The sequence below is a fragment of the Nocardioides sp. QY071 genome, assembly GCF_029961765.1.
Classification (GTDB): domain Bacteria; phylum Actinomycetota; class Actinomycetes; order Propionibacteriales; family Nocardioidaceae; genus Nocardioides.
Genome location: NZ_CP124681.1, coordinates 3,015,122 through 3,031,216 on the forward strand (window position 1 = coordinate 3,015,122; position 16,095 = coordinate 3,031,216).

17 protein-coding genes are annotated in these 16,095 nt (G+C 69.7%); 1 reads left to right on the plus strand and 16 read right to left on the minus strand.

The window, feature by feature from the left end:
- Positions 1–14: 14 nt before the first annotated feature.
- Genes QI633_RS14585 through QI633_RS14595 form a run of 3 tightly spaced genes read right to left on the minus strand, consistent with a single transcriptional unit; the run spans position 15 to position 3,201 of the window.
- The gene (locus QI633_RS14585) at positions 15–1,157 is read right to left on the minus strand and encodes a prenyltransferase (RefSeq protein WP_141798535.1); all 1,143 of its coding nucleotides are present in this window, start codon (positions 1,155–1,157) and stop codon (positions 15–17) included.
- Positions 1,154–1,903, minus strand: coding sequence for a class I SAM-dependent methyltransferase (locus tag QI633_RS14590; protein ID WP_282426188.1), 750 nt, complete (start codon positions 1,901–1,903; stop codon positions 1,154–1,156). The genes QI633_RS14585 and QI633_RS14590 overlap by 4 nt, the downstream gene beginning before the upstream one ends.
- 11 nt (positions 1,904–1,914) lie before the next feature.
- Positions 1,915–3,201 (minus strand): glycosyltransferase family 4 protein, encoded by a 1,287-nt coding sequence (locus tag QI633_RS14595; RefSeq protein ID WP_282426189.1) that lies wholly within the window; start codon positions 3,199–3,201, stop codon positions 1,915–1,917.
- Positions 3,202–3,352: 151 nt separating this feature from the next.
- On the opposite strand from QI633_RS14595, the gene QI633_RS14600 reads away from it, so the two are divergent.
- Complete coding sequence (locus tag QI633_RS14600) at positions 3,353–3,964, plus strand: TetR family transcriptional regulator (RefSeq protein WP_141798532.1); 612 nt, start codon at positions 3,353–3,355, stop codon at positions 3,962–3,964.
- On the opposite strand, the gene QI633_RS14605 is transcribed toward QI633_RS14600, so the two are convergent.
- From QI633_RS14605 to QI633_RS14665, 13 genes are read right to left on the minus strand one after another with little or no spacing between them, the layout of a single operon-like run.
- The gene (locus QI633_RS14605; RefSeq protein ID WP_282426190.1) at positions 3,965–4,720 is read right to left on the minus strand and encodes a glucose 1-dehydrogenase; all 756 of its coding nucleotides are present in this window, start codon (positions 4,718–4,720) and stop codon (positions 3,965–3,967) included.
- A gap of 2 nt (positions 4,721–4,722) precedes the next feature.
- Entirely contained in the window at positions 4,723–5,637 is a 915-nt protein-coding gene (locus QI633_RS14610; protein ID WP_141798530.1) for a 3-oxoacyl-ACP reductase, read from the minus strand.
- Complete coding sequence (locus QI633_RS14615; RefSeq protein ID WP_141798529.1) at positions 5,634–5,834, minus strand: ferredoxin; 201 nt, start codon at positions 5,832–5,834, stop codon at positions 5,634–5,636. Before QI633_RS14615 ends, QI633_RS14610 begins: the two co-directional genes overlap by 4 nt.
- A gap of 13 nt (positions 5,835–5,847) precedes the next feature.
- Complete coding sequence (locus tag QI633_RS14620) at positions 5,848–6,315, minus strand: pyridoxamine 5'-phosphate oxidase family protein (RefSeq protein ID WP_141798528.1); 468 nt, start codon at positions 6,313–6,315, stop codon at positions 5,848–5,850.
- 6 nt (positions 6,316–6,321) lie between these two features.
- Positions 6,322–7,323, minus strand: a complete 1,002-nt coding sequence (locus QI633_RS14625; protein WP_282426191.1) for an NAD(P)/FAD-dependent oxidoreductase — start codon at positions 7,321–7,323, stop codon at positions 6,322–6,324.
- 19 nt (positions 7,324–7,342) lie between these two features.
- Complete coding sequence (locus QI633_RS14630) at positions 7,343–8,254, minus strand: hypothetical protein (RefSeq protein ID WP_282426192.1); 912 nt, start codon at positions 8,252–8,254, stop codon at positions 7,343–7,345.
- A gap of 22 nt (positions 8,255–8,276) precedes the next feature.
- The gene (locus tag QI633_RS14635; protein ID WP_282426193.1) at positions 8,277–8,867 is read right to left on the minus strand and encodes a hypothetical protein; all 591 of its coding nucleotides are present in this window, start codon (positions 8,865–8,867) and stop codon (positions 8,277–8,279) included.
- Positions 8,864–10,135: an MlaD family protein gene (locus QI633_RS14640; protein WP_141798524.1), complete on the minus strand. Its 1,272-nt coding sequence runs from the start codon at positions 10,133–10,135 to the stop codon at positions 8,864–8,866. Before QI633_RS14640 ends, QI633_RS14635 begins: the two co-directional genes overlap by 4 nt.
- On the minus strand, positions 10,132–11,472 hold the full coding sequence (locus QI633_RS14645; RefSeq protein ID WP_282426194.1) for an MCE family protein: 1,341 nt from the start codon (positions 11,470–11,472) through the stop codon (positions 10,132–10,134). The genes QI633_RS14640 and QI633_RS14645 overlap by 4 nt, the downstream gene beginning before the upstream one ends.
- On the minus strand, positions 11,469–12,698 hold the full coding sequence (locus tag QI633_RS14650; protein WP_141798523.1) for an MCE family protein: 1,230 nt from the start codon (positions 12,696–12,698) through the stop codon (positions 11,469–11,471). Before QI633_RS14650 ends, QI633_RS14645 begins: the two co-directional genes overlap by 4 nt.
- 5 nt (positions 12,699–12,703) lie before the next feature.
- The gene (locus QI633_RS14655) at positions 12,704–13,693 is read right to left on the minus strand and encodes an MlaD family protein (protein ID WP_141798522.1); all 990 of its coding nucleotides are present in this window, start codon (positions 13,691–13,693) and stop codon (positions 12,704–12,706) included.
- A complete protein-coding gene (locus QI633_RS14660; RefSeq protein ID WP_141798521.1) occupies positions 13,690–14,781 on the minus strand; it encodes an MCE family protein in 1,092 nt (363 codons plus the stop codon). Before QI633_RS14660 ends, QI633_RS14655 begins: the two co-directional genes overlap by 4 nt.
- On the minus strand, positions 14,778–16,091 hold the full coding sequence (locus QI633_RS14665) for an MCE family protein (RefSeq protein WP_282426195.1): 1,314 nt from the start codon (positions 16,089–16,091) through the stop codon (positions 14,778–14,780). The genes QI633_RS14660 and QI633_RS14665 overlap by 4 nt, the downstream gene beginning before the upstream one ends.
- Positions 16,092–16,095: the final 4 nt, after the last annotated feature.

A 16,095-nucleotide genomic window follows, 5' to 3' on the forward strand; every position in this document is an offset into this window, starting at 1 on the left:
TGGCGCTCGCTGCGTCAGCGAACCGGGGCCGAGGAGCAGTCGCACTCCAGCGCGATCTCCTCGAAGTGCGGGGCCAGTGACGTCCCGCGCATGATCCCCGAGCCCGGGGTCGCGTGACCGTAGGTCTCCCCCAGCGCGTCGACGGCGAGCACCACCGCGGCGGCGGTGTACGTCGTGTGCTCGTGCGGCCAGTGCACGTCACGCGGCTCGTCCGCGGGCGCGGGGCGGGTCGGGTCGGCGTACACCCAGCCGGTCCAGTAGCGGCCGTCGTCCTCGCGCAGGTGCTGCATGTCAGTGAGCAGCGTCAGCGCGCGCTTGCTGGAGTCCGGGTCGCCGAGGACGTCGAGGGCCATGGCCAGCTCGCAGGTCTCGGCGCCGGTGACCCACGGGTTGGTGTCGACGCAGTGGATCCCGAGGCCGGGGACGACGAAGTCGTCCCAGCGCCGGGCGAGCAGCTCGCGGGCCGCGTCGCCGCGCACGGCGCCACCGAGGACCGGGTAGTACCAGTCCATCGAGTACGTCGATTTGTCGGCGAACCGGTCCGGGTGGGTGCGCACGGCGTGGCCGAGACGGCCTCCGGCGAGCTCCCACTCGGGCTGCGGGTCGTCCATCAGGTCGGCGAGCGCGACACCGGCCCGCAGCGAGTGGTAGATCGAGGAGCTGCCGGTGAGCAGGCAGAAGTCGTCCTCCGGCGTCCAGCGGATGCCGCCGAACGGGTTCTGCAGGGAGACCACGAAGTCGAGGCCGGCGCGCACCGAGGGCCAGTAGCGCTCGACGAAGCGGATGTCGCGGCGCACCAGCCAGTGGTGCCACAGGCCGACGGCGAAGTACGCGGACATGTTGACCTCGCCGCGCTCGTCGTCGGCGACACCGCCCACGATCTTCATCGGCCAGGAGCCGTCGGCTCGCTGCATCGTGGGGATCCAGGCATAGGCGCGCTCGGCGGCCTCGACCTGGCCGCCGACGAGCATCGCCATCGCGGCCTCGACGTGGTTCCAGATGTCGACGTGCTCACCGGTCGTCCACGGCACCGCCCCCCACGGCTCCTGCATCGCCGCGATCGCGGCGGCGGTGTCGGCCACCTGCTGGGCCGACAGCACACCCTCGACGTACGGCAGGCGGTTCAGGGGGACCTCCGGCGTGGTGCCGCGGCTCACGCCGCCTCCGGCTTGCGGAAGTACAGCACCATGCTCTTGCCGATCATCGGGTCGAGCACCTTGCCGGCGACCTGGAGCGCCTTGGGCTGCTTCATGATCTCCCACACCAGCAGCTTGTGGTACGCCTTGGCGAGCGGGTGGTCGTCGTTCTCGACGCCGACGGCACACTTGATCCACCAGTACGGCGCGTGCAGGCCGTGCGTGTAGCTCTTGCCCTCGAACACCATGGCGTCGCCGGGAGTGCCGTCGTTGAGGCGGCCACCCTTGGTGACCTTGTCGACCAGCTCGTGGTCGGTGTAGATCCGGATGTGACCGCCCTCGGCGTTGTGGTAGTCGGCCGACAGGCGCCAGTTGATCACCTCCGGCAGCCAGCGGGGCACGGTCACCGCGAGGGTGCCGCCGGGGCGCAGCACCCGGATCAGCTCGCGGATCGCGGCGACGTCGTCGTGGATGTGCTCGAGCACCTCGGAGCACACGATCCGGTCGAACTCGCCGTCGGCGAAGGGCAGCGCCAGCGCGTCGCCCTGCTTGACGTCGGCCTCGGCGCCCGCGGGCACCTCGCCGGCCTGCTTCATCGCGACGAACAGGTTGCGGACGTTCTCGAGCTCCTCGGCGTCGAGGTCGAACGCGATCACGTCCGCGCCGCGGCGGTACATCTCGAAGCTGTGGCGGCCGGCACCGGCGCCCATGTCGAGGACGCGGTCACCGGCCTGCAGGCCCAGGCGGTCGAAGTCAACGGTCAGCATGTCAGTTCTCCTCAGGCCTTCTTCTCGGCCTCGTATTCGGCGATCACGTCTTCGAGTACGGCGGCAGTGCTCGCCGCGACGGCACTCCAGCTGAACAGCTCCTTGACCCGACGGCGGCCCGCGGCGCCCATCTCGGCCCGACGGGCGGGGTCGTCGAGGAGCGCGGCCAGCGCAGTGGTCAGCTGACCGACGTCGCCGGGCTCGACGACGTCGGCGCACAGGCCGTCGGGTCCGACGACCTCGGGGATGGCTCCGGCCCTGGAGACGACCAGCGGCGTCTCGCACGCCATCAGCTCGGCGGTCGGCAGCGAGAAGCCCTCGTAGAGCGAGGGCACGCAGGCCAGCTCGGCCGAGCCCATGAGCGCGACGAGCTCGTCGTCGGTGAGCCCGTTGGCGAACGAGACGCGGCCGGCGATGCCGAGCTTGTCGATGAGCTTCTCGGTCACGCCGCCCTCCTTGGGCTTGGTGACCAGCACCAGCTCGAGGTCGCGCTCGACGACGAGCTTGGCGAACGCCTCGAGCAGGATCGAGATGCCCTTGAGCGGGGCGTCGGCGCTGGCCATCGCGAGGATGCGGCCGGGGACGCGGGGCTCGGTCGGCGGGGCGAACCGGTCGTCGACGCCCAGCAGGATCGTGTCGATCCGCGCCGGGTCGACCCGGAACTCGCGCACGACGTCGCGCTTGGACGACTCGGAGGGCACGATCACGCGACGCAGGCGCGGCGCGGTGCGCTTCTGCTGGTTCAGGAAGGAGTACCAGCGCCACACGCCGATCTTGGGCAGCTCGAGGCGCCACCGCGAGCCGTGCTTGCGCTTGGCCCAGACCGCGGAGGCGAGCTCGATGCGGCGGTCCATGGTGATCGGGTGGTGGATCGTGGTCGCCAGCGGCAGGCCGACGCCCGCGGGGTCCTCGATTCCGAGCAGCGGAGTGGCCAGCGTCTGGTTGTCGAAGACGATGTCGAAGTCGCCGCGACGGGCCTTGAGCAGCTTGACCACGCGCCTGCTGAAGGTCAGCGGCTCGGGGAACGCGCCGCTGCGCATGGTCAGCCACTCCTCGACGTCGACCAGGTCGCGGAACTCGCTCGGCCGCGGGTTGCGGAACTCGTCGCCGGGCCGGTACAGGTCGAGGCTGGGGACCTTGGTGAGGGTCACGCCCTCGTCGAGCTCGGGGTAGGGCTGGCCGGAGAACACCTCGACCGTGTGGCCGAGCGCGACCAGCTCTCGGGTGAGCCGGCGGATGTAGATCCCCTGGCCGCCCACATGGGGCTTGCTGCGGTAGGACAGCATCGCGATTCGCATCAGGTACTTCTCCCCTTTTCGAGCTCCCGGGGAGCAGGGCCGAAACAGAAACGTAGTGGAACGTGTTCCAAATTATGCGCTACCTGCCGGTAGCCTATCGACTGGGTCCACATCGACCCGACTCGTCACACCACTCCAGGGGGACCTCTCCGTGAGCATCGCGAACCCGACCACGTCCGACGATCTCGGATCGGCCGCGCAGCGGGAGCGCCGCAAGCGAATCCTCGACGCGACCTACGAGCTGGCCAAGTCGGGCGGATTCGACGCCGTGCAGATGCGCGCCGTGGCCGAGCAGGCCGACGTGGCGCTCGGCACGCTCTACCGCTACTTCCCGTCCAAGATCCACCTGCTGGTCTCCGCCCTGGGCCGCCAGTTCGAGGACGCCTCGGCGCGACTCAACGAGCGCGAGATCCCCGGCGACACCCAGGCCGAGCGCGTGCTCTACGTGCTCAAGCGGATGGCCCGCGGCATGCAGGGCGACCCCAAGCTCACCGAGGCGCTGACCCGCGCCTTCATGTTCGCCGACAGCAGTGTGACCAACGAGATCCACGTCGTCGGCATGGCGATGACCTCGATCGTGACCCACGCGATGCACGGCGGCGTGCCCGTCGAGGGAGCCCTCACCGACGAGGACGTCGCCATCGCGCGGGTCATCGGCGACGTGTGGCTCTCCGCCCTGGTGGCGTGGGTGACCGGCCGCTCCACGGCCGCGGAGACCGCGACGCACATGGAGAAGGCCGTTCACCTCATCCTCCGCGACTGATCAGGCACCGAAGGCGTGCGTGCTCGTCACGCCGCCGTCGACCGCGATCTCGGCACCGTTGATGTACGACGACTCGTCGCTCGCGAGGAAGACGTAGACCGGGGCGATGTCCTCGGGCGTGCCGACCCGGCGCAGCGGCACCTTGCTGGCGCCGTACTCCATCGCGGCGTCGCCGCCGTGCACCCGCGTCATCGGGGTGTCGATCATCCCGGGGTGCACCGAGTTGACCCGGATCCCCTTGGGGCCGAGCTCCATCGCCGCGCACTTGGTCATGCCCCGGATCGCCCACTTGGTGGCGGCGTACGCCGTGCACGACGGCATGCCGGCCAGGCCCTCGACCGACGAGGCGTTGATGATCGAACCGCCGCCGTTCTTGCGCATCGTCCGGCTGACCGCCTGCATGCCGAGGAAGACGCCGAGCTGGTTGACCCGCCAGAGCAGCTCGACCTCCTCTGCGGGCATCCGCTCGATGTCGCCGAAGCGCAGGATGCCGGCGTTGTTGGCCAGCACGTCGACCGGCCCGAAGCGGGCGTTGGCGTCCTCGACCAGGCTCGCCCAGGACGCGGCGTCGCTGACGTCGTGGTGCACGAAGTGGGCAGCATCCCCCAGCTCGTCGGCCAGCGCCTGGCCCTGCTCCTTGGCGACGTCGGCGATGACCACCTGCGCGCCCTCGGCGACGTACGCCCGGGCGATCTCGGCACCCTGGCCCATCGCGCCGCCGGTGACGATCGCGACCTTGTCCTCCAAGCGCCCCATGCTCACACCGTCAGCTTCATGATCGAGTCGGCGGCGAAGCCGACGTGCGGGTCGCGGCCGGCGAAGAAGCCGCCCAGCTGCTTGTCGAGGTCGTCGGCGGTCCACAGGTCGCCGGAGGCGTCGAAGCGCTCCTCGACGACCGGCGCCGCGACGACCGCCACCATGCCGCCGTACACGACCATGACCTGGCCGGTGATCCGCTCGGCGGCCGGCGAGGCGAGGTAGGCGACGACGGGCGCGACGTGCTCGGGCGAGTACGGGTCGACGGCCTTGCCGGACCGGTCCTCGCCGAAGACCTCGGCGGTCATCGCGGTGCGGGCGCGCGGGCAGATCGCGTTGGCGCGCACGCCGATGCGGGACAGGCCGCGGGCGCTGGACAGGGTCAGCGCGGCGATGCCGGCCTTCGCGGCGGCGTAGTTGGCCTGGCCCGGGGAGCCGCCGAGGAAGGCCTCGGAAGCGGTGTTGACGATGCTGCCGTAGACGGTGCCGGACTCGCTCTCCTTGGCCTTGCCGCGCCAGTAGGCCGCCGCGTTGCGCGAGAGGAGGAAGTGGCCGCGCAGGTGGACCGCGATGACCGCGTCCCACTCGTCGTCGCCCAGGTTGAAGAGCATCTTGTCGCGGGTCATCCCGGCGTTGTTGACCACGATGTCGAGTCCGCCGAGCTGCTCGACGGCGGCCGTCATCATCGCGTCGGCCGTCTCGCGCCGGCTCACGTCACCGGGTACGACGAGCGCCTCGCCGCCGAAGGCGCGGATCTCCTCCGCGGCCTCGTCACCGGCGCCAGGCAGGTCGTTGATGACGACCCGGGCGCCGGCGCGGGCCAGGGCGACCGCCTCGGCGCGGCCGAGACCGGCGCCGGCACCGGTGACGACGGCGACCTTGCCGTCGAGGCTGGTGCTGGCGGTGCTGCTGCTCACGCGTCGTCCTCCACGAGGGTGATGGCGGCGCGCGGGCAGGCCGCGACGGCGCGCTTGACGTTCTCGATGTTCTCGTCGGTGGTCTGCTCGGTGTGCAGCTGGAGGAAGTCGTCGTCGTCCAGCTCGAACACCTCGGGAGCCATCGCCTCGCACAGGCCGTTGGACTCGCACAGGTCGAAGTCGACCTTGATCTTCATCGGTTCATCCCTCTCAGGTCATCTTCCGGTGGTCCCAGGACGCGACCCGCTCGGGGTGGATGATCACGCCCACCCGCTTGGTCGCCTGCTTCTGCACGGCCTGCATGCCGATCTCCCCCAGCGACTCGAACGAGTCGGCGCCGACCATGCGGGTCGCGACGGCCGAGCCGATCTCGAAGATGGCCTCGGGGTCGCGCACGATCTCCGCACGGCCCTCGATGGAGACGCCGCGCAGCTCGAAGTAGTCGGTGCCGTCCTCGACGAGCGCGCTCACCCGTGGGTCGCGGTCGAGGTTGAGGATCTTCTGGCTGCGGCCGTAGGTCCAGAACGCGATCCTGCCGTCGCGCACGACGTAGAACAGCGTCGTCAGGTGCGGGAAGCCGTCGCGGCCGTTGGCCGCGACCTGCACCTTGAGGTTCTCCCCCAGCAGCGCCTGGACCTCCTCGTCGCTCAGCTTGACCTTGTCGCGTCCAGAGCTCATCTGTGCCTAGCTTCCTTCCGAGGAGTGGCCGGGGAACACGTGGGCGGTCGGGTCGATCACGACCGCCGCGTTGTTGACGGCGGTCGCGGCCTCGCCGAACCCGACGGCGATCAGCCGGACCTTGCCGGGGTACTCGGTGATGTCGCCGGCCGCGAAGACGCGCGGCAGCGAGGTGCGCATCGAGGGGTCGACGACCACGTGGCGCCGGTGGGTCTCCAGGCCCCACAGCTGGAGCGGGCCGAGGTCGGCGACGAAGCCGAGCGCCGCGACCACGGCCTGGGCGGGCAGCACCTTGGTGGCGCCGTCGGCGACCAGCTCGATCTCGGCCAGCGCGCCCGTCGTACCGCCGTCGGCGTCGCGTAGCGCGGCCACCTCGGCCTTGGTGACGACCTGGACCGAGGACGCGAGGACCTGGTCGACGGTGCGCTGGTGGGCTCGGAAGGCGTCGCGGCGGTGGACGAGGGTGACCGAGCGGGCGATCGGCTCGAGGTGGATCGCCCAGTCGAACGCGCTGTCGCCGCCGCCGACGATGACGACGTCCTGGTCGCGGTAGGGCTCGAAGGCGGGCACGAAGAACTCGACGCCGCGGCCGATCCAGCCCTCGGCGGCCGGGAGCGGGCGGGGGCTGAACTTGCCGATGCCGGCGGTGATGACCATCGCCTTCGCGCGTACGGCGGTGCCGTCGTCGAGCGCGAGCGTGAGGCCCTCGTCGTCGGTGACCAGGTCGGTGGCGGTGCAGCCGAGCAGCTGCTCGGGCTTCGCGGTCAGGGCCTGGGCGACCAGGCCCTCGACCAGGTCGCGGCCCTTGACGTCCGGGAATCCGGCGACGTCGAGGATCGCCTTCTCCGGGTACATCGCGGTGATCTGGCCGCCGAGCTCGGGCAGCGAGTCGACGAGTGCCACCCGCATCCCGCGGAATCCGGCATAGTAGGTAGCGAACAGACCGCTGGGACCGGCGCCGACCACGACCAGGTCGCAGTCCACGGTGTTCTCTCCTCGGGTGACCACGACCGAACTGTAACGTGTTCTAGTTCGTCTTGTCTTGGGTCGGCGTGTCTTCGGACGGCGCGTCGCTGCTCGGCGCACCCGACGGCGTACCGCTGGACGGGGTGTCCTGCTTAGTCCCCGCGGACGGGTCGTCGGTGTCGAGCCGGTCGACGAGCCAGCCGTGGTCGGTGTGGACCATCGTCACCAGGACGCGGTAGGGCGTCACGACGGTCTCCTTCTTTCCGTCACGCACCCGCTCCACGACCTGGTTGAGGAAGACCAGCGCCTCGAGCCGGGTCCGGTTGGCCCGCACCACGCCCTGCGCGACGACGCTCGCCTGGACCTTGAGCTGCTGGGCGATGCCCTGCTCCTTCACGTCCCCGATCGTCTTGAGATAGTCCTTCTCGTAGCGCGAGGTGGTGAGCGCGACCGCCTTCTTCACCTCGTCGTCGTACTTGCTGTAGTCGACGGACACGAGCTCCTGGGCGGCCTTGGCCGCGGCCTCGACGCCGTCGCGCCACTGCAGCGCGGACGCGACGACCGGGCGGCCCTTGGGCACGGCCAGGCTGCCGGCGCCGTCGGTGTCGCGCGCGGACGCCTTGTCGTCGTCGCCGATCCGGTCGACGACGAGCAGCGCGAACTCGGCGACCAGCGCGATCGTGACCAGCGCGAGCACGGCGATCAGGATCCGGGTGGTCCGCGGTCGGGCCAGGACGCCGGCACCGGCGGGCGCGTCGACGACATCGGTCCCACTGGGTCCGTCGACAGGTCCGTCGACGGGTCCGTCGACGGGTCCGTCGACGGGTCCGTCGACGGGCGTGTCGGCCGCGTCGGGGGTGTCGTTCGTGTCGTCGGCGGCCGAACGCGTGGCTCCGGCCTGACCGGCGATCCGGCGCGGCCGTGGCGTCTGGCCGCGCGAGCTGGCGGGCTTGCGGGGGGTGGGGCGGCTCATCTGTTCCTCGTCCTGCGCAGCGTCAGCCCAGCGCGACGTACTGGAGGTCCTTGGTCAACCAGCGACCGCCCTCCCGCACGAGCTCGAGCTGGATGCGGTAGTTGCGGGCCTCCGGCTGGAAGTTCGTCGTCTTGTTCTTCACCGTGCCGCTGGTGGCGACGATGGCCGTCGCGGTGTCCTCGTCGCCGGCGACCAGGCCGGTCCAGACGACTTCGGCGACCATGCTCGACTGTGCCTCGGTGGCGAGCTTCTCGAGATCCTTGGCGCCCTTGCTGTACTGCGACAGGAAGGTGCCGGTCGCCATCGACTTGACCGCCTCGATGGTGCGGGCCGGGTCCTGGTAGTCGAAGTTCACGAACGCGGTGACCATCTTGCTCGCCGCCTCGAGCTGCGCGGCGGTGCGCTCCTGCTCGGCGTCGTCCGCGAGCGGGACCGCCTCGACGAGGCCGCGGCCGACGTCCTGGCCCGCGCCGGGGACGACGTCGGTGCCGTTGACCTCGTTGTCGGAGGTGGTCACGTGGAGGTAGAGCAGCAGCAGAGCCACGCACCCGCACAGCACCGTGGCGGCGTAGAGGGCGATGTTGAGACGGACCCGGCTCCTGTCCACGCTCACTTGCTCGCCACCGGACCGACCAACAGCCACTTCCACGCATCCCCTCCCAGGACGGAAAGGTCCTCCGGCTGCCGCAGCTCGACCGGAGTCCCCTGGTTGTCGACCAGCCCGGGCACCTGACCGGTGGACGGGTCGTAGGTGCCACTGTAGACGCGACCGGGCGAGGCCCGGTTCTTGCGGTACGCCGGTGCGTACTTGCTGCCGCGCATCGAGTACGGCGCCCCTGCGGTGCAGCTGACGTCGGCAGGCTTCTTGTCGGTCAGGTCCTGGGTCGAGCGCCACTCGGACGGCGGGACGTAGCCCTGGGTGCACGGCGGCACGCTGTAGTCGAACTGCAGGTTGACGTGACCCCAGCCGTCCGCGGTGCTTCCGGTCGGGCCGCCGGAGATGAGCACGGGGTAGGTGACGAGCAGCTGCTCGATGCCGTCGAGCTCGGTGACCAGCACCTGGTCGACGGTGACCAGGTCGCCGAGGAGCACCGGCACGGTCGGCGAGAGCTCCTTGAGCAGCCGGGTCAGCGCCCTGGCGGCGCCGGGGGTCGCGCTCAGCACCGTGCGTAGGTTGCCGTCGCTGCCGCGTAGCGCCGTGGTGAGCGTGTTGAGGTCGTCGGCGAACCGGCGGATGTTCTCCTTCTGGCCCTGCTGCGTCTTCAGCACCGCGAGGCCGCTGTCAAGCAGCTGGATCGTCTCGTCGGTGTGGGCGTTGGCCTCGGCGATGAACGCCGAGCCGCCGTCGAGCAGCTCCTGCAGGTCGTCACCGGTGTCGGTGAACATGGTGCCGAGCTCCTTGACGACCTTCTCGAGGCTGTCCTTGTCGACGGAGTCGACGAAGCGGCTGAGGTCGACGAGCAGGTCGCCCTCGTCGACGGGCAGTGACTGGTCGTCGCCGGCGAAGGTCGAGCCGTCCTCGGCGTACGGGCCCTTCTCGTCGGGCGGCTGGAAGTCGAGGTACTGCTCGCCGACGGCCGAGAGGTTGTGCACGAACAGCCGCGAGTCCAGCGGCAGCCGGGTGTTCTCCTCCAGGTCGAGGGTCAGGTCGACCCCCTTCTCGGTGGTGTCCATCTTCGCGACGCGCCCGATCTTCACACCGCGGTAGGTCACCTCGCTGCCCTCGAACAGGCCGCCGGAGCCGGGCAGGCTGGCGGTGACGGTGATCCCCCGGCCGGTGATCCGGTCGATGATGCCGAGATAGCTGGCGGCGATGTAGGTGATGCCGACGGCGCTGAGGACGACGAACGCCATCAGCCGGATCCGGACGCCCCTGGTCATGCCAGTCCCCCGCCCAGCAGGTTCTCCGGCGAGGTCTGGTACGACGACCGTTGGGCTCCGGTGAGACCCTTGAGCAGTCCGCCGAGCAGGCCGTCGGGGCCGAGGACTCCGTTGGAGCCGGTGAGCAACCCGCCCAGGTCGAGGTTCGGCAGCGAGGTCAGCAGCTTGCAGACGGGGCTGCCGCTGATCTTCGGGTCCTGGCACTTGGTCTGCAGGTCCTGGAGCAGGTTGACGTCGCTGAGCACCTTGAGGCAGGACACGCTGGTCAGGCTGCCGCTCTTGAGGCACTTGCTGACCGAGTCGAGGACCTCGCCGAGGTCGGGCAGCTCGACCTCGGGCAGGCCGAGCGTCTTGTAGAGGTTCTCGAGGTTGAGGTCGGCGCGGATGATCGTGTCGGCGTAGTCACCCTGGACGATGTTGTTGGCCGCCTGCGGGAACGGGAAGCTGACCAGCAGGTTGAGGCCGGGCGCAAGCTGCTCGTCGGCCTCGGTGAGCCGGCGCAGGATCGGGCTGAGGTCGGCGAGGATCTTGAGCACGTCCTCCTTGCTGGCGTTGATCACGCGGGTGCCGACCTTGCCGAGGTTGTCGAGCGAGCCGAGCATCGCGATCAGCTCGTCGTGCTGGGCGGCCAGCACGTCGACGGCGGGCCCGACGGCGTCGAGCGCGTCGCCGATCGTCTTCTTCTCGGCGTTCAGCGTCGAGGTGAGGTTGTTGAGCGACTCGAGCGCCGAGATGATGTCGAGCTTCTGCTGGTCGATGGTCCCGACCACCGAGTCCAGCGAGGACAGCAGGGCCCGCAGGCGGTCCTCGCGCCCGGACATGACCAGGTTGGCCTCCTTGGTGATCGTGCCGAGCTGCGCGACGCCGCCACCGCTGAGCAGGAAGGACAGCGCGCCGAGCACCTCCTCGACCTCCGGGTTGCGGCCGGTCTTGGCCAGGGCGATCTCGTCGCCCTGGCCGAGGCGCCCGCTCGGCGCCTCCTGCTGGGGTGCCTGCAGCGAGACGTACTTCTCGCCGAGCAGCGAGACCTGGCGGATGTCGGCGATCGAGTTGTCCGGCAGCTCGACGTCCTTGCGCACCCGCAGGGTGACCTTGGCGTTCCAGCCGGACCGCTCGACCTGGGTCACCTCGCCGACGACCACGTCGTCGACCATGACGGGCGAGCGCGGGACCACGTTGAGCACGTCGTGGAAGTACGCCGTGACCTCGAACGCGTCGTCGGCGTCGACCGGGTGACCGGGCAGCGGCAGGTCGTAGGCGCCGTCGAAGCTGCTGCAGCCGGTGAGCAGGGCGGTGCCGAGCAGCAGCGCGAGGACGCGGCGGAGGGTGCCGTTCACGAGCCACCTCCCAGCAGGTTCTGGACGGACGCGTCGTCGCCGGTCGAGTAGGACACGTCGGAGATCTCCGGCACCTGGATGCCCTTCTTCGAGGCGGCCTGCTTCGGCAGGTACTGCTTGTATCCGGGCGGCAGCCACGGCAGCTGGGTCACGATCGGCTCGATGAGCTTCTCGATCAGCTCGCAGGCGGTGTCCTTGAGCGCCGGCGGCATCGCCGGGTGCTGCTGGATGAGGCCGCAGATGAAGCCGTCGGCGTCCCACACGTTGCCGCCGATGGCGAAGCGGGAGTTCTGGCTGTCGCTGACGTGGTCGAAGCCCATCGCCAGGTTGCCCATCGCGACCGGCGCCACCTCGACGGCGGTCTGGATGTTGTCCTTCTCCGAGGCGATGGTGCTCATCACGTCGGTGAGCTTCGCGATGTCGGCGACGAATGCGTCGCGGTTGTTCTTGACGAAGCCCTTGACGCTGCCGACCGCCTTGGCGACGGCGGCGACGGCCTTCTGCAGCTCGTCGCTCTCGTCGGCCAGCATCGCCGAGACGCCGGTGAGGTCCTGCATGAAGCCCCGGACCAGCGAGTCGTTCTGGGCGAGCGTGCTGGTGAACTTCGCGAGCTGGGTGACCGACTCGAACAGCGGACCGGCGCCGTCACCGAAGGTCTTCGCCGCGTCGGCGAGGTCCTGGATCATCTGGTTGCCCTTGGCGCCCTGGCCGCTGAACGCCTTGTTACCGGCCTCCAGCAGGTGGTCGAGGGTGCCGTCGGCGTTGACGCCGTTGGGGCCGAGTGCGCGGGTCAGCGCCTGCAGGCTGCCGTAGATGCGGTCGAGCTCGACCGGCACGGCCGTCTCGGGCAGCGCGATGTCGGCGCCGTCGGCCATCACGTCGCCGCCCTGGAAGACCGGGGTGAGCTGGACGAAGCGGTCCGCGACCAGGGTGGGCGTGACGATGACGGCCTGCGCCTTAGCCGGGACCTCGTACGACGCGTCGTACTCCATCTCGACGCGGACCGAGTTGCCCTCGGGGATCACGGCGGTCACCTTGCCGACGTTGACGCCGAGGATCCGCACGTCGGTGCCCTTGTAGACGCTGACCGCGCGCGGGAAGTGCGCGGTCACGGTCTTCGTCTCGGCGGGCGAACGGACCAGGTTGATCGTCACGGCGAGCAGCAGCACGACGGCGACGAGAGCGATCACGCGCCGGTCGATGCGCTTGAGGACGGTGGACACCATGGCGATCACAGCCCCGTTCCGGGGACGAACTCACCGGTCGGGATCGCGAGGACGTTCGCGGCGTACGCGTCGAACCAGGGCCCGGTGCCGATGATGTTGCTGAGGATGGACACGTAGGGACCGAGGGCGGCCAGGGTCGCCTTGAGCTTGTCCTTCTTGGAGACCAGGAAGCTCACCAGCCCGTCGACCTCCTTGAGCGCGGGGCCGATCTGCTGCTCGTTGTCCTCGACCACGCCGCGCAGCTCCTTGGCCAGCGAGCGGGCGTTGACGAGCAGTGCGTGCACCGCGTCCCTGCGCTTGGTCAGCTCCTGGAACACGAGGTCGCTGTTCTTCATCAGGTCGACGATGTCGTCGCTGCGGTCGGCGAGGACCTTCGTGACCTCCTTCGAGCTCTCGAACAGGGTCTGGATCTCGGCGTCGCGCGACGCGATGCTCCGCGAGAGCCGGGAGATGCCGTCGAAGGACGCCTGGATCTCGGGTGCGGACTCGTCGAGGGTGTCGGCCACCGTGTCCAGCGCCGTGGCGAGCTGCTGGGTGTCGATCTCCTCGGTCGTGGTGGTGAGGTCGCCGAAGACACCGACGATGTCGTAGGCCGCCTGGGTGCGCTCCATCGGGATGGTGCCGCCCTCGGCGAGCTGCCCCTTGCCACCGGGGGTGAGGTCGAGGAACTTCTCGCCCAGCAGGTTGAGCACCTCGATCGAGGCACTGCTCTCCTTGCCGAAGTCGACGTCACCGTCGATCTCGAACTTCACCTTGACCCGGTCGCCGGCGAGCGTGACCGCGGCGACGCGGCCGACGCGGATGCCGCCGACCTGGACGATGTTGCCCTTGTGGATGCCGCTGGCGTCGCTGAACTCGGCGTAGTACGTCGTACCGCGGAAGCCCGGGAACTTGCCCAGGTTGAAAGTCGCGGCGGACACGACGGCCATCACGACCAAGGTGATGACGCCGAGGCGGAGGACGCGGGCGTCGCGGGCGCGCTGGTGCTTGTTCATCGGTCCTGACACCTCGGCGCCTTGGACTTGAAGGAGAAGTTGGTGATGTAGTCCTCGATCTCCTTGAGGATCGGCAGGTCCTTGATGATCGGCAGCCGGATCCGGGCGGAGACGCCGCAGACGTAGTACTGGTACCAGGAGCCGTAGGTACCGGTGCGGGTCTGGTCGGTCATCATCTCCGGCATCCGGTCGAGGAGGCTGGCCAGGTTGTCCCGGTTCTCCTTCTTGTTGAGCAGCTTGGCCAGGTCGCGCAGCGCGGCGATGTCCTCCTTGACCAGGGGCCGGCCGCGGCGCAGCAGGTCGGCCACGGCGACCGTCAGCTCGGAGATGTTGTCGAGCGAGGAGCCGATCGTGTCGCGGTCCCTGGCGAGGTCGGTCATCCAGTCCTTGAGGGAGACGATGAGCGAGCTCAGCTGCTGGTGCCGGTCGTCGACCGTCTTCAGGGTCTGGGTGAGGTTCGTGATCACGTCACCGACCAGCTGGTCACGGTCGGCGAGGGTCGAGGTCAGCGACGCGGTGTGGTCGAGCAGGCTCTTGACCGTGCCTCCCTCGCCCTGGAGCACCTGGACCAGGTTCATGCTCAGCTCGTTGACCTGGTCGGGCGTGAGCGCCGCGAACAGCGGCTTGAAGCCGTCGAAGAGCACGGTGAGGTCGAGCGCCGGCTCGGTGTTGCGCACCGGGATGGTGGCGCCGTCCGGCAGTGCCTTCGCCTCCGCGGCGCCGGTCCCCTGCTCCAGGGCCATGTAGCGGTCGCCGACCAGGTTGAGGAACCGGATCTTGGCCTCGGACGCCGTGGTCATCTTGACGCCGGAGTCGACCTTGAAGGTCACCTTGGCCATCGTGCGGTGGTAGTGCTCGACCTTCTTGACCTCGCCGACGTTGACGCCGGCGACCCGGACGTCGTCGCCCTTCTCCAGCATCGTGGCGTTGGTGAAGATCGCCTGGTACTCGTTGCGGTCGCCGAAGCCGACGTTGCCCATGATCACGGCCAGCAGGCCGGTCACGAAGACCGACACGACGGTGAAGATGCCGAGCTTGATCGCCGCGGCCGTCGTGGCCGCGTTGCGCTGGTTCCCTCCGGGGTTCATCCGGCCGCCTTCCCTTCCCGGACGACCGGCCCGTAGAGCAGCGTGCCGAGGGAGCCGTACGCCGCGGGGTCGTGACCGCTCTCGCCGGCGAGCATCGCGTTGACCACGCGCTGCTCGGCCACGCTGCCGGCGTACCCGCTGTCGATGGCGGCGGGCCGGCCCAGCAGACCCTGCAGGGGCAGCGGCGAGAAGCCGCCCTTCTCGTCGATGTCGGAGCCCTGGTCGAGGGGATGCGCCGGGGCCGGGATGGTGAAGTCCGGCAGCCCGAGGCACCACGGGCCGTGCCCGACCTCGCCGTACGACGGCAGGTCGCGCTCGTCGTAGGGCCGGAACTGCGGCTGGAAGAACTCGATGTACTGCTTGACCACGTTGCCCTCGAACGTCTTGGACAGGATCGGCGCGTAGTTGGCGGCACCGCGGATCAGGCAGGGGAACTCCGGGGAGTACTCCGCGAGCAGGTCGAGGACCGGCGCGGTCACCTGGCCCATCCGGATCAGGTTCTGCTCGTTCTCGGCGAGGAACTTCGTCGCGGTGTCGGACAGGCCAGTGAGGTCGGAGAAGAAGACGTCGAGGTCCTTGGCCTTCTCGGTGACCGTCTTGCTGGTGACCGTGACGTTGTCGAGGACGTCGAGCAGGTCGGGCGCGGCGACGTCGTACGCGTCGGCGACGTCGGCGAGCGCGACCAGGTCCTTGCGCAGCGTCGGCAGGTGGTCGTCGATCGCACCGATGTAGTCGCCGAGCTGGTCCATGGTCGCGCCGAGCTTCTCGCCGCGGCCCTCGAGCGCGGTGGCCAGGGCGTGCAGCGTGGCGTTGAGGTCGGCGGGGCGCACGGCGCGCAGCAGCGGGAACAGGTTGGCGAGCACCTGGCTCAGCTCGACGTTGGTGTCCACCCGGTCCGACGCGATGACGTCGCCGTCCTGCAGGTGCCCGCTGGCGGCCTCGGGCCGGACCAGCGCGACGAACTTCTGGCCGAACAGCGTGGTCGGCAGGATCCGCACGCTCACGTTGGCGGGGATCTTCTTCGCGGCGTCGTTGTCGATGGCGAGGGTGATCTCGGCCTGCTTGCCGTCCTGGTCGATCTTGTCGACCCGGCCGACCAGCACGCCGTTGATCCGCACGTCGCCGAACTTGGCCAGCTGCAGGCCGGCGCGGTCCGCCTTGACGGTGACGGTGGTCGAGCTGTCGAAGGTCTTGTTGTAGATCGCGATCGAGAGCCACACGAGCAGCGCGATCACGGTCAGGAACACGGCCCCGGCGACGAGGAGCCGGTTGTGCTCCCGGGCACTGTCGTGATGGATGTTCACCAGCATCGGC